This window comes from Halobaculum sp. MBLA0143 (genome assembly GCF_041361465.1).
GTDB lineage: Archaea > Halobacteriota > Halobacteria > Halobacteriales > Haloferacaceae > JAHENP01.
Genome location: NZ_JBGKAC010000001.1, coordinates 1,424,882 through 1,437,364 on the forward strand (window position 1 = coordinate 1,424,882; position 12,483 = coordinate 1,437,364).

12 protein-coding genes and 1 pseudogene are annotated in these 12,483 nt (G+C 71.1%); 12 read left to right on the top strand and 1 reads right to left on the bottom strand.

Features of this window, described 5'->3' with window-relative positions:
• Positions 1-38 precede the first annotated feature (38 nt).
• Positions 39-1,097: a Brp/Blh family beta-carotene 15,15'-dioxygenase gene (locus tag RYH79_RS07345; RefSeq protein ID WP_370897701.1), complete on the top strand. Its 1,059-nt coding sequence runs from the start codon at positions 39-41 to the stop codon at positions 1,095-1,097.
• 5 nt (positions 1,098-1,102) lie between these two features.
• Here the strand turns inward: RYH79_RS07345 and rnhB are convergent, their stop codons facing one another.
• Positions 1,103-1,750, bottom strand: a complete 648-nt coding sequence (gene rnhB / locus RYH79_RS07350; RefSeq protein WP_370897703.1) for a ribonuclease HII — start codon at positions 1,748-1,750, stop codon at positions 1,103-1,105.
• Between the two features lie 96 nt (positions 1,751-1,846).
• On the opposite strand from rnhB, the gene RYH79_RS07355 reads away from it, so the two are divergent.
• The 11 genes and pseudogenes from RYH79_RS07355 to RYH79_RS07410 all read left to right on the top strand — a co-directional run bounded on the left by RYH79_RS07355 (position 1,847) and on the right by RYH79_RS07410 (position 12,427).
• A complete protein-coding gene (locus RYH79_RS07355; RefSeq protein WP_370897705.1) occupies positions 1,847-2,527 on the top strand; it encodes a methyltransferase domain-containing protein in 681 nt (226 codons plus the stop codon).
• Between the two features lie 222 nt (positions 2,528-2,749).
• Entirely contained in the window at positions 2,750-3,727 is a 978-nt protein-coding gene (locus tag RYH79_RS07365) for a DUF309 domain-containing protein (protein WP_489753350.1), read from the top strand.
• A 236-nt stretch (positions 3,728-3,963) separates the two neighbouring features.
• Positions 3,964-4,770, top strand: coding sequence for a transcriptional regulator TbsP domain-containing protein (locus RYH79_RS07370; protein ID WP_370897707.1), 807 nt, complete (start codon positions 3,964-3,966; stop codon positions 4,768-4,770).
• Positions 4,771-4,810: 40 nt separating this feature from the next.
• Positions 4,811-5,467, top strand: a complete 657-nt coding sequence (locus RYH79_RS07375) for a metal-dependent hydrolase (RefSeq protein ID WP_370897709.1) — start codon at positions 4,811-4,813, stop codon at positions 5,465-5,467.
• A 43-nt stretch (positions 5,468-5,510) separates the two neighbouring features.
• Positions 5,511-6,872: an outer membrane protein assembly factor BamB family protein gene (locus RYH79_RS07380; protein WP_370897711.1), complete on the top strand. Its 1,362-nt coding sequence runs from the start codon at positions 5,511-5,513 to the stop codon at positions 6,870-6,872.
• 118 nt (positions 6,873-6,990) lie between these two features.
• Positions 6,991-7,434 (top strand): annotated as a pseudogene (locus tag RYH79_RS07385) (GNAT family N-acetyltransferase); the annotation flags it as partial.
• Between the two features lie 247 nt (positions 7,435-7,681).
• Positions 7,682-8,623 (top strand): prohibitin family protein, encoded by a 942-nt coding sequence (locus RYH79_RS07390; protein ID WP_370897713.1) that lies wholly within the window; start codon positions 7,682-7,684, stop codon positions 8,621-8,623.
• Positions 8,624-8,901: 278 nt separating this feature from the next.
• Positions 8,902-9,768 carry a prephenate dehydrogenase gene (locus tag RYH79_RS07395; RefSeq protein ID WP_370897715.1) on the top strand — a complete coding sequence of 289 codons (867 nt, stop codon included), beginning with the start codon at positions 8,902-8,904 and terminating at the stop codon, positions 9,766-9,768.
• The gene (locus RYH79_RS07400; RefSeq protein WP_370897716.1) at positions 9,765-11,195 is read left to right on the top strand and encodes a DUF8157 domain-containing protein; all 1,431 of its coding nucleotides are present in this window, start codon (positions 9,765-9,767) and stop codon (positions 11,193-11,195) included. Before RYH79_RS07395 ends, RYH79_RS07400 begins: the two co-directional genes overlap by 4 nt.
• A gap of 5 nt (positions 11,196-11,200) precedes the next feature.
• The gene (locus RYH79_RS07405) at positions 11,201-11,725 is read left to right on the top strand and encodes a DUF7097 family protein (RefSeq protein WP_370897718.1); all 525 of its coding nucleotides are present in this window, start codon (positions 11,201-11,203) and stop codon (positions 11,723-11,725) included.
• A gap of 366 nt (positions 11,726-12,091) precedes the next feature.
• Positions 12,092-12,427, top strand: a complete 336-nt coding sequence (locus RYH79_RS07410; RefSeq protein ID WP_370897720.1) for a hypothetical protein — start codon at positions 12,092-12,094, stop codon at positions 12,425-12,427.
• Positions 12,428-12,483 lie beyond the last annotated feature (56 nt).

Consider the following 12,483-nt stretch of genomic DNA (forward strand, 5'->3'; position numbering starts at 1 on the left):
GACCGGGACACAAGCCCGACGCGGCCGTAGCGTCGTGTATGGCTACGGCACGCGAACGAGTGGTCGGCACCGACACGGATCGGCTCTCACTGCGCGTCTCCGTGGGTTCGTTGCTCGCGCTCACGCTGGTGGTCGGCGGGCTCCGCGCGACGGGCCAGACGATCCCGCTGCGGACGCAGGCGACGGCCTACCTCGTCGGGATGGTGGCGCTCAACCTCCCGCACGGCGGCTACGAACACTTCGCCAACCTCCGGCGACGCACCGCGGAGTTCCGGTGGCGATACGTCGGCGGCTACCTCGGGATGGTGGCCGCCGGGATCGGGTTGTTCCTCGTCGCCCCGGTGCTCGGCTTGGTCGTCGCCGTCGGGGTCGTCGTCGCAAAGGGCGGCGGCGGCGACCTCCACGTGCTGGAGGCGACGACCGGGGCGGGACACCTGGAGACGCGGGCCCAACGACTCCTGGCCGCCGCCGCGCGCGGTGGCGCGGCGATGGCGGTTCCGATCGTCGCGTTCCCGGAGACGTTCCACACGTTCAGCGCGATCATCGTCGCGGTGTTCGAGCCGGGCGCACTCGCGCCCTTCTCGGCACACTTCGACGTGACCGGGCCGCTGATCGGCGCCGGCTACGCCGGGGTCGTCCTCGCGCACCTCGGGCTCGGCTTCGCCCGGCGTGACGGCAGCGGCTCGTTCCTCGTGGACGCCGGCGAGACGCTCCTCTTAGTCGCGTACTTCGCGGTCGTCCCGGTCGTCCTGGCTGTCGGTCTGTACTTCCCGCTGTGGTACTCCGCCCGCCAGGTGGCCCGGGAGCTGGCCGTCGACGACGAGCCCGGGCTCGGGCCGGACCTGCTGTCGGGTGGCGACTCCGCGTCGGCCGGCAGCGTCGCGCTGCGGGCGTGGGGGGTCCTGATCGGCGGCGCGATGGCGACCGGACTGGTCGTCGCCGCCGTCTGGCTCGCCGCCCCGAACCCACTGGGCGGCGCCGGCCTCCTCCTCGGCGGCGTCGCCTTCTGGAGTGTCGCCATCAGCATCGTCGCGTTCCCACACGTCGTCGTCGGGGCCGTGCTCGACCGTCGTCGCGGGATCTGGCACGTCCCCTGATCGCGTCAGAACTCCGCCAATCCGGACTGTTCTGCGGCCGCCAACACGTCCGTGGCCGTCTGCCACGTCTCTCGGGCGGCCGGCGGGAGCGTTCCCTCGCGGTCGACGTAGCCGGCCAGGAACGATCGTGTCGTCTGGTCGCTCGGGTAGCCGCTGCCGACCGAGCGGTCGTGGCGCTCGTCGATCGCGGCCATCCGGCGGTCGCGTTCCACCTTCGCGGCCACGCTCGCGGCGGCGACGATCGGGTGAGTCTGGTCGGCGCCGTGTGCCGCCCGGACGGTCACGTCCGACAGGCCGTCTGCGACCCGACGGCCGAACCGTTCCTCGGAGGTGTCGCCGGCGTCTACGACGGCCGTGTCCCCCGGCTGGGCCAACTTCGACAGCGCCCGGACCTGTGCCGCCACGGTGAGTTCGTTCATGTCCGTCGCGGGGTCGTCGATCTCGTCGACGCTCACGGCCGCGACGGCGACTGTGATTCGGTCGTCGTCGGCCATCGTCGCCGCCAGCGTCTCCCGACGGTCGGCCGACAGCCGCTTGGAGTCGTCCACGTCGGCCGGAATCGCCGCCGGCGGCGCTCGGACCGCCCCCGCGATCATCGGCCCCAGAACGGGTCCTTTGCCGGCCTCGTCCGCGCCGAGTCGTGTCTCCGTCACGGCCGTGGAGAGACGGGGGAGTGTAGTGTGGGTTGCGGTCGGGGGGCGGACACCGAACCCGTGGGATTATGTCCGCGCGTCCACTACACGACGGCGATGGGAGTCCTCGAAGACAAGGCGCGAGCGCGCCTGTTCTACAAGTACCTCTCGAAGGTGTACGACACGATCAACCCACTCGTGTGGAACACGGAGATGCGGGCGGAGGCGTTGGAGTGGTTCGACCCCCAGCCGGACGACCGGATTCTGGACGTGGGCGCCGGCACGGGGTTCGCCACGGAGGGGCTTCTGGAGCACGTCGACGAGATTCACGCGCTGGACCAGTCCGTCCACCAGATGGAGCGGGCGTTCGCCAAGTTCGGCCGGCGCGGCCCGGTGAAGTACGTCCGTGGCGACGCCGAGCGGCTCCCGTTCGCCGACGACGCCTTCGACAAGACCTGGTCGTCCGGCTCCATCGAGTACTGGCCCAACCCGGTCACGGCGCTGCGGGAGATCCGGCGGGTCACCAAGCCCGGCGGGACCGTCCTCGTCGTCGGGCCGGACTACCCCCACAACGACCTGTTCCAACGGCTCGCGGACGCAATCATGCTGTTCTACGACACCGAGGAGGCCGACGAGATGTTCGCGGCGGCGGGGTTCGTCGACGTGGAACACCACGTCCAACAGGCCAAGCCCGGCAGCCCACGGGCGATCACCACCGTCGCGCGGGTGCCGCCCGCCGACGACGGCGCCGCCACGACGGCCGCCGACTCGGAGCCGGTCGACACCGCCGCCGACTGACTGGTTCCCCCGAACCACAGTCGACGCGCGGGCCACGCGGTGGGACTCTCTGAACACTGTCACGCGGAGCCGGTCGCCCGGCGACGGCGTCGGACGGTTACTGGCGGCCACCCGCAGACTCGCCGTCTCGCCGACCCGCCACGTCGGGTCGGCGGCGGTGTTGAACGGCCCGGTCGGCCCGCCGCGGAAGCCGTCGGCGGCGAAGAAGGGGACGGGCGGCTGGTGGGCGAGTCGACGGCCGTCGACGGTGATGACGACGCGGAGCGTCCGTACGTCCAGTGGGTCGCCGCCGGCGTGTGTCAGTTCGACTGTCGTTCCCACTGCACGGAGCTCCAGCCGTGTCCGTGTCGGGTCCGACGGCAGTGTGGTCGTCGTCAACAGTCCGCCGACGGCGACCGCCAAGAGGACCGCGACGGCGACGAGCAGGACGACCCCGACCGGGGCGGCGGCGGCACGGTCACACACGAGGGGTGTGGTCCCGGCACCGGATTTGAGGCTTGGGTCGGTGAGGGTTTGGGCGTCCGCCGTCTACGGGCGGACGTGACGCACGGAGACGGTGCCGACGGCGCCGACGGCGCGAACGGCGCAGACGACGCGGACGACGTCGAGGCCGCGCTGCGGGCCGGGTTGGCGTTGTACGCCGACGGGGCGTTCCACGCCGCCCACGAGCCGTGGGAGGCGGTCTGGCTCGACAGCGACGGTGACACGGAGCGGCTGCTCCACGGGCTGATCCAACTGACGGCGGCACTGTACCACACGACGGAGGGCAACTGGGCGGGTGCCCGGGGGCTCGCCGAGAGCGCGCCGACGTACCTGGCCGGGCTGGAACACCCGTACGGTGTCGACCTCGGGGCGGCACGGTCGTTCTGTCGGCGGCTCGCGAGCGATCCGGTCGTGGTCGAACGGACCGGCCCGCCGCCGCTCCCACGGGACGGCGCGCCCGTGGCGTACGCCGACCTCTCGCCGGCGGCGTTGGACCGAGCCGTCGCCGCGGTCGCGGCCGACACGGAGTGGGACACGGAGACGCTCCGCGACGCCGCGACGTTCGCGGACGCCGACGGGACGACGCTCCGCCCGTTGCTCGTCGACTTCCTCGCCCGCCCGGACGACCGTGCGATCGTCTTCCAACGACTGTCGGAACACGTCGGCCGACGGCGAACGGAGGTCGCCGACGTGCGAGGGCTGTTCGACGAGGAGTGACCACGAGGTGCGGGGACGAGAGCGACCGACACCGGCCTCGTCGTCGACGGGCGAGACCCCCGCCGTCTGTCGAATCTCTCGGACGTGGACGGTGAACTCGTCGGGCGACTGTCGTTCGCTGGGTGCCAGAAGTGATGTCGGTTTCGGAGCGATTGTATGAATTACTCTTTTGTTCTTCAATTCTCGGCTCGTAAGTCGTCAACATTAAACCGCTTCCCCGGTTTTCCTCGGATCACATGTCAAGCCAGTACCACGTTGACGACCGGCAGTCGTTGGTCGCCGAGGTTCTCGGCGACTTCGACGGACCGGTTCTCCTCGTCGACCCGGACGTACAGCTGATCGAGGCAGTTGCAGAACACGGCGCGTCGGGGGCGATGCCGACGCTGCGAGTGCTCGCTCGCGAGAACGTGCTGAAGGCGGTTCGGGATGACTTCCTGACTGCGACGCTACTGGGCGACCTGGTGGAGGCGGAGACGGTCGAGCTCCGGGTGCTCCCCTCGGGCACGCCGAACACCTTGTTCCTCACGGAGACGACGCTGTCGGCGGTCGTCTCGACGGTCGGCGGCGCCAGCGCGCTCGGCTCCGACGACAGCGCCTTCGTGGCGGACGCTCACGAGACGTACTCCGAACAGTTCGAGTCGGCCGAGACGTTCGACCTCCGGACCCCCGGCCGGGAGCGGATCCTCGACACGCTGGCCGATCGACTCGGCGAGCCGACGGCAGACACCGTCGGCGAGGCGCTCGAGGTGCTGTCGACCCGCGAGGACGGCGGCGAGGTGGACGGTGTCGCGTTGTCGCTCCTGGTGGTCGCCTACCACGAAGGCCAGCTGTACGAGGTGAGCCGGTGGGGCGAGGACATCGGGATGGCCAGTAAGGCGACGTTCTCCCGGACGAAGACGGACCTCGAGGACCAGGGGTACGTCACCACGGAGAAGGTGCCCGTGGACGTGGGTCGCCCACGCCAACGGCTGTTGCTCACGGACGGCACTGTCGCAGACGACGCGGTGGCGACGCTCGCCGACCTGGCGGTCGAACTGGAGTAACGGCCGACGACTTATCTCCCCGCCGGTCGGAGTGGCGGCCGTGCCTTCCACTGTCGTCCACGTCGCACTGGCCGGTCTGATCGTCGCCGCACTACTGCCGGAGCGGTACTTCGACCGCCGTGCGGTCGCGGTCGCGCTGGCGATGGCGGTGGTACCCGACCTGGACGTGTTCTTGACCCCCGTGATCGTCGGTGCCCACCGCTCGGTGGGCCACACGCTGTTGTTCCCGGCGTCGTTGGCCGTCGCCGCCTGGCTGGATCGCCGCCGCGAGCGACCACTCGTCGGCAGGCTGTTGGGTCCCGGCGGCGGGGCCGTCGTCGGCGCCGGGCTCGTCGGGATGACCCTGGCGGCGATCGGACTGGACTACGCCGCCAACGGGGTGAACCTACTGTGGCCCGTCCACGACCAGTTCTACGCCGCCAACGGGAAGCTCGTCGTCTCGAACCGACGGGGGCTCGTCCAGACGTTCGTCGACCTCTCGCCGGAGCCACCCGGCGACGGGGGTGGGGGTGGCGGCGGCCAGAAGCGAACCACACAGAACACACACTACAGCACCGGGGTCGACCCGTCGAGAGGCGACGAGCCGGAGAACGTCGAACGGTTGTTCCCGGTGGTTCGCAGCGGCTGGCAGCTCCTGGTCGTCGCAACTGGGACGCTGGTCGTCGGTGCTCGGCTGCGGCTGTCCCGTAGCGTCTGACGGACCACGAGAATTTACACCGACGCCGGTGGACGCCTCGGGCGTGCGACGACGTGCCCTCCTCTGTGGCCTGGCGGCGCTGAGTGGCTGTGCGGGCGTCCTCAACGGCGACACCGACCGGGGACGGGAGACGGTCAACCCGGAGCTGGCCGGGACGCCGGAGCCGCCGCCGGGTGTCGCCTGGACCGCCGCCGTCGACGCCGACCGACTGTACCCCGCCGGCGACGCCGTCGTCGCCGTCCGGGAGCGCGACGACCGCGAGCGCCACGTCGCGCTGTCGACGGTCGACGGGACGCGACGGTGGCGGGTCGACTTCGAGGGCCCCCACTCCGTCCGTCCCGGTGACGCGCTCGTCGCGTGGTCGATCCGCGACGAGGGCGCCCCGATCGTCGGGCTCGACCCGGCGACCGGCGAGCGGCGGTGGTCGGTCGCCGTCTCCAGGGCTCCCAGCGAGGTCACCGACGACACGGTCGTCGTCCGGCGGGGTGACCCGACCCGGACGGTCGCGTACGACCGCGTGGACGGGAGCGTCCGGTGGGAGTCCCGGGTCGGCGAGGTGTACCTCGGGCGGACGACCGACCCCGTGCTCACGCTGGAGCGGACGGACCCGGGCGACACCGTCCGACTCCGCGGTCGGACGACGGCCGACGGCACGGTCGTGTGGGCGGTGTCGGCACCCGAACGAGTGCGGTCGACGGACCCCGTCGCCGAGGCCGGCGACCGGGTGTTGCTCGTCGGCGACCGGCGGTTCTACGTCGTCGACACCGCGGCCGAGACGCTCGCCGGCCGGGGGACGGTGTCGCCGCGAGTGGCGACCGACTTCGGGGTCCGGCTGGGCGACGCGGTCGTCTTCGGCGACGGTCTCCCGGGGGCGTCGTCCCAGCCGCCGGCGCTCCTCGCGCGGGTCGACCTCGGGTACCTCGGGGCGACGACCGTCGAGACGGCCGGCGAGTCACTCGTCCCACGGGCGAGGCTCGGGGACCGGGTCGCCGCGGCGGTCCAGACGGGCGACGGCACCCGGACCGTCGGCGTCGACCCGGCGGCGCCGTCGGTCGAGTGGGACGCTCCGGGGGTCCCGCTGGGGGGCGTCTCGGAGTCGGTCGCCGTCGCGACGCGAGAGACCGTACGGGCACACGCCCCGGACGGGTCCGTCCGGTGGCGGGCCGACCGACCCACGGGCGGCCGGGTCGGCGCACTCGGGGCGTTCGACGACGCGAACGCCGACGGGTTCGTCTACGGGCAGCGGGTGCTCGTCGTGGGCGAGAGTGGGGTAGTGTCGTGGGACGCGACGGACGGCGAGGTGCGGACGGCGACGACGGCCGTCGGCGCGAGCGAGACCTGGACGCTCGCGGACGACACCGTGGTCGTCGCGGCAGACGACCGGCTCTCGGCGGTCCGAGTGTGACGCGGGAGTCGGAGCCGGTGCCGGCTTCGGTGCCGGTGGAGTCAACTGTCCGGCGGTCGCAGGCGGGGGCGTGAACGTCAGGAGCTACCAGACGGCGGACGCCGAGGTGCTGTGGGAGATGAAGCAGGCGTTCGAGACGGGGCTCGGCGAGGCCGGCGGCGAGGCGAAGGCGGCCGCGTACGACGAGAAGCTGACCGACAGCTACCGAACGCGGTGGCTGGGCTGGGTGGACGAGTGTGTCGCGGAGAACCCGCGAACGGTGTTGTTGGGCGAGCTGGAGGCGGACGGAGAGCCCGTCGTGGGTGGGTACGTGTTCCTGTTGCCGGAGTCGTTGGCGTTCGTCTGGGACGCCGCGGTGTTGAACGAGATCTACGTGCGGCCGCGGTTCCGCGGCTGCGGGCTCGCGGACGAGCTCGTCGCGGCGGCAACGGCGGTCGCCCGCGAGCAGAGTCTCCCGATCGACCGGCTGGTGTTGGACGTCGACCGCGAGAACGACCGGGCGCGGGCGTTCTACGACAGACACGGGTTCGACCACTGGGGGGAGATGGTCGCGCGACCGTTGGGTGACGACGGAACAGACACGGACGGCGGGGCGAACGCAGACGGTGAGACGAACGTGGACGACGAGGCGAACGCAGACGGTGAGACGAACGTGGACGACGAGGCGAACACAGACGGTGAGACGAGCGTGGACGACGAGGTGAGTGGAGACGGCGCGGCGTGACTCGGGCGAGCCCACTGCCCGTCTGCGTCTCCCTGGGCGAGACAGTGGTGGGTAGTTTATACACGGCCGAGCGTATCCAGTGTGCATGTCAGGCAACGACCTGCCCGAGACCAGCCTTCCGGTTGGACGCGTGGTAGGTGTCGCGGTGTTGATGATCGTCGGCGTCGTCGTCGCCGGCGGAGCGGTGTACACGGTCGACCAGGGGGAACGCGGGGTCGTCACCCGCAACGGCGCGGTGATCGGGAGCGTGGACGAGGGACTCCACTTCAAGGCGCCGGTGATCGACGCGATCCACCGGTACGACGTGCGATCGAACGCGTACACGATGTCGAGTAAGTCCGGCGAGGGGTCGGGCGCCTCCGGCGAACGGGTGTCGCGCGACGACTCCATCGACGCGCTCTCCTCGGAGGGGATGGAGTTGAACATCGACGCGACGGTGCGGTACCACATCGGGTCGGACCAGGTGCGGAGTCTGTACACGAACGTCGCAGTCGACGAGGCGGGGGTCGTCGAGAAGATCGTGCGACCGACGTCGCGGGCGGCGATCCGGGACTGTGCGTCGAACTACAAGGGGCTGGCAGTGTACTCCAGCGAGCGGGAGTCGTTCCAGTCGTGTGTCGACGACAAGATCTCCTCGGAGTTCGCGGAGAACGGCGTGATCCTGGAGACGGTCCAGGTCAGGTCGATCAACCTCCCGCAGTCGGTGATCGACGCGATCAACGAGAAGCAGGCGGCCGAGAAGCGTGTCGAGAAGAAGGAGGCGGAGATCGAGATCGCCCGCAAGGAGAAACAGAAGGCAGAGATCGAGGCGGAGGCGGAAGCCGAGCGGATTCGGATCAAGGGTCGAGCCCTCCAACGCAACCCGCAGGTGTTGCAGCTGCGGTACATCGAGGCGCTCCAGACCGGCAACACCATCTACGTGCCGGCAGACAGCAGTAGCTTCACGCTGACGCGGGAGGTGGCACGCGGCAACACGACGACCGCGAACACGACGACGACGAACACGACCACGAACACGACGGGCTGACACCGAGCGGACGGCGCGACGGGAGCGACAGAGTCTCGTCGTGCGGTCGCGGTGCGGTTGCGGTCTGTACTACGGCAGAGGAGGCGAGCGAGGGCCGACAGTCCGAACGAGCGCTCGCTCGTCACCGGATCGCGGAGCGATCCGGTTAGTGCCTAGATCCCTCCGAGATCCGACGGGGCCGACGTCTCTCGTCGGCTGATCGACCGAGTGGGAGCCACCCGAGGAGTCGAGACAGTCGTTCGTCAGCTACTTTCGGGTCCGGACCCGAGTATCGGGTGATGGAGTTGCTGGTCGTCGGAGCCGGCGAGATGGGGCGTTGGCTCGCGGACACGCTCGCGCCGCGGTTGGACAGTGTGGCGTTCGCCGACCGGACGGCGGGGGCGGCGGAGGCGGCCGCCCGCGAGCAGACGGCCGTCGACAGCCGTGCAGTCGCGTTAGAGACGGGTGACGCGTTCGACGTGGTGGCGTTGGCGGTGCCGATCCCGGCCGTCGGCGGGGCGGTGCGGAGCCACGCGCCGAACGCGACGGGGGCACTCGTGGACGTGACGGGAGCGATGGCGCCGGCGCTGACGGCGATGGAGCGGCACGCCGTCTCCGAGTACGCCAGCTTCCACCCGTTGTTCGCGCCGCCGCGGGCACCGGGGCGGGTGGCGTACGTCCCGGGCGAGGCCGGCGAGACGGTGGGGCGCGTGCGGTCGGGGCTGGGGGCCGCCGGCAACGAGGTGTTCGAGACGACGGCCGCCGACCACGACGAGGCGATGGAGACGGTGCAGGCGAAGGCGCACGCGGCGGTGTTGGCGTACGCCCTCGCGGGGGAGTCGGTCGACGAACGGTTCCACACCCCGGTGTCGTCGTCGCTGTCGGAGTTGGTCGAGACGGTGACCGAGGGTGACGCGCGGGTGTACGAGGACGTACAGGAGACGTTCGGCGGGGCCGACGAGGTGGCGCAGGCGGCGGCGACCGTCGCCGAGACCGTCGGCGACGGGGAGTCGTTCGCGTCGGTGTTCGAGCGGGCGCGCGACCACGTCGGCGGGGTGACCCCGCGGGACGCGACGCTCGACGGTGGGACGGTCGACGGCGACGAGGGGGCGCCCGACGAGACGGTGCCCGACGAGACGGACGGGAACGGGGGTGAGGGGTCGTGAGCGTCGACCGAGAGTCGCTGCGCGACAACGCGCGGTACCTGCGGAACGTGCGGCCGGTGGACCCGGAGGAGGTGTACGAGTACCTCCCGGACCAGCCACACCCGGCGGTCGTCCGGCGGGCGCTGCGGGAGGAGGCGTTCGACCTCGGGCTGCGGGAACGAGACGACGGGACGTTCGTCCCGGTCACGGAGGAGCCGGTGCCGGCGCCAGGGTGGGAGCCGACGGCGTTCCCGGAACAGTACGACCGGGCGGTCGAGTCGGCGCTGATCGAGGCGTTCGGCCGGGAGTGGTACGACGGCGACAGCGGCCACCAGCTGCGGGAACGGATCCGAGAGCTGAAGGAGAACTACTACCGCGGGCAGGCGGTGTCGTACGACGAGGAGGCGGCGCTGGCGTACGCCGTCTACCACGGCGCGGACTTCTACGCGGCGACGGGCTACTGTCTGGACCCGTTGGCGCGGCGAGGGCTGTTGGACCGTCGCCTCCGGGTGTTGGACGTGGGCGCGGGAACCGGCGGGCCGGCGCTGGCGATCCACGACTACCTCCCGGACGACGCCGTCGTGGACTACCACGCCGTCGAGCCGTCGGCGAACGCGGACGTGTTCGAGACGGTCGTCGCCGAGACGGGTCGGAACTTCCGGACGACCGTCCACCGGACGACGGCGGAGGCGCTTGACCCCGCCGAGGTCGGCGGGGTAGACCTGCTCGTGTTCGGGAACGTGTTGTCGGAGTTGGACGCCCCGGCGGCGACGGTACAGCGGTACTGCGAGACACTGACCGACGACGGGACGTGTCTCCTGTTGGCGCCGGCAGACCTGGAGACGGCGACGAACCTCCGGTCGGTGGAGCGGTCGGTCGTCGACGGCAGCGAGTTCGACGTGTACGCGCCCACACTCCGGCTGTGGCCGGACGCGTCGCCGTCGGACGACGGCTGGTCGTTCGACGAACGGACCTCGGTGACGCCGCCGGCGACGCAGGAACAGCTCGCCGGGGCGGCACGGCCGGACGAGTTCCCCGACCGCGAGGACTTCGACGCCGAGCAGTTCCGCAACGGGAGCGTGCGGTTCGCGTACGCGTTGCTGCGTCGGGACGGGGAGCGACGGCTGCCGGTGCGGGCGAGTCCGGACCGCCACGCCCGGCTGGCGGAGGCGGAGACACACGTCACGAACCGGGTGAACTGTCTCGTGGTGAAGCTGTCGCGGAACCTCGCGGACGGCGGCAACCCGGTGTACCGCGTCGGCGACGGGTCACAGACGGTAGACCACTACGCCGTGTCGACGCGGGAGTCGGTGTTGAACGAGGAGCTACGGACGGCACCGTACGGCACGGTGTTGTCCGTCGAGAACGTGCTCGTCCTGTGGAACGACGACGAGGAGGCGTACAACCTGGTGTGTGACGCGGAGACGGTCGTCGACAGCCTGGGGTGATCGGAGTGGAGGAGACGCCGGACGGCACCCCGGTCGGAGTGGACGACCCGTACGATCACGCCGGACGGTGTGACCACCTGACGAACGACGGTCGGTGTCGGTACGCCCTCGACCACGCCGGCGAAGACCGGGCGTTCGCGGCCGAGCGCCGCCGCGAGGAGTACGCCTGTGTCGCCGCGGACGACGGGGCCGACTGGCAGGACTGTCCACACTACCGGTCGACCACGGACGGCCGGGAGTGTCGTCGCTGTGGGCTCTCGGAGGTACGGATGGCACACGACGACAGCCGGCCGTTGGTAGAGGAACACCATCTCTCGTACGGCGGCGGCGACGGGGAGACGGCCCACGAGATCACGGTGGCGCTGTGTCGGTGGTGTCACGCCAAGGTCCACGACGGCTGGGCGCGGGTGGACGACGACGTGGAGCCGGCGGCGGAGGCGGTCGCGGCCCGCGAAGCCCGTCGGAGCGAGGAGTTGGACGAGGCGGGGTTCTCGACGGCGGCAGAGCGGTTCGACACGGACGGAGGGTGACCGGCGGTCCGTGTGGGAGTGTTCTCGCGGCGTGACAAAGCGTGACGACCGTGGGGAATCGTTAAGTGATCGGCACCCTCGTCTCAGTGTACGACGAGAGTCGGACGATCACCCGTGATTCCCACTGATCCCCTCGGCCGGAAGGACGCCACCAGTGGCGTGTATCCGACGGGGGCTGGGTGGGGGATCCGGTTCGGTCGTCTCGACGAACCGTCCGCCTCCGACGCCGCGTGAAGACGGCACGACCGGGCCTCGGCCCGGACGGAGGCGGACACCTTCTCCGAATCCGTTCGGCCACCGGCCCGGTCGTCACACCACTCCCAGGGGTGACGGCCCACAGGTGCGTTCGACTCGCGCCGGGAGCGTATGTCGGTCCACAGACTGACCCTGGCCGACGCCAGCCTGACAGTCGCAGTGTCGCGTGACGGCAGCCAGAGTCTCGCGGACGGCGTGGAGTCACGGCTCCGCCGGATCGAGGCGGTGGAGTCGGTGGAGTCGCTGTCGCTGGACGGCGTCCAGCCGGGGCTGAACGACCTGACGGCAGAGGTGACCGCGACGCTGTGTGTCGACCCCGAGTGTGCGCCGAACGCGAAGGCGCTCGCGGGCCACCTGACGGAGCCGTTCGCCGTCTCGGCGGCGACGGTGACGGCGTTGCGCGACCCGGACTGCGACCCGCCCGACGGGGTGGTCGACGCGGCCTGACGAACGAAAGACCGTTCACCCCGCCCGGCGGAGTGGGTGGCGTGACGGACGACACC

Bases quoted from the DNA above. Each gene is read 5' to 3' on its own strand.
- RYH79_RS07345 (WP_370897701.1), top strand. From the start codon at position 39: ATGGCTACGGCACGCGAACGAGTGGTCGGCACCGACACGGATCGGCTC.
- RYH79_RS07355 (WP_370897705.1), top strand. From the start codon at position 1,847: ATGGGAGTCCTCGAAGACAAGGCGCGAGCGCGCCTGTTCTACAAGTAC.
- RYH79_RS07370 (WP_370897707.1), top strand. From the start codon at position 3,964: ATGTCAAGCCAGTACCACGTTGACGACCGGCAGTCGTTGGTCGCCGAG.
- RYH79_RS07390 (WP_370897713.1), top strand. From the start codon at position 7,682: ATGTCAGGCAACGACCTGCCCGAGACCAGCCTTCCGGTTGGACGCGTG.
- RYH79_RS07395 (WP_370897715.1), top strand. From the start codon at position 8,902: ATGGAGTTGCTGGTCGTCGGAGCCGGCGAGATGGGGCGTTGGCTCGCG.
- RYH79_RS07410 (WP_370897720.1), top strand. From the start codon at position 12,092: ATGTCGGTCCACAGACTGACCCTGGCCGACGCCAGCCTGACAGTCGCA.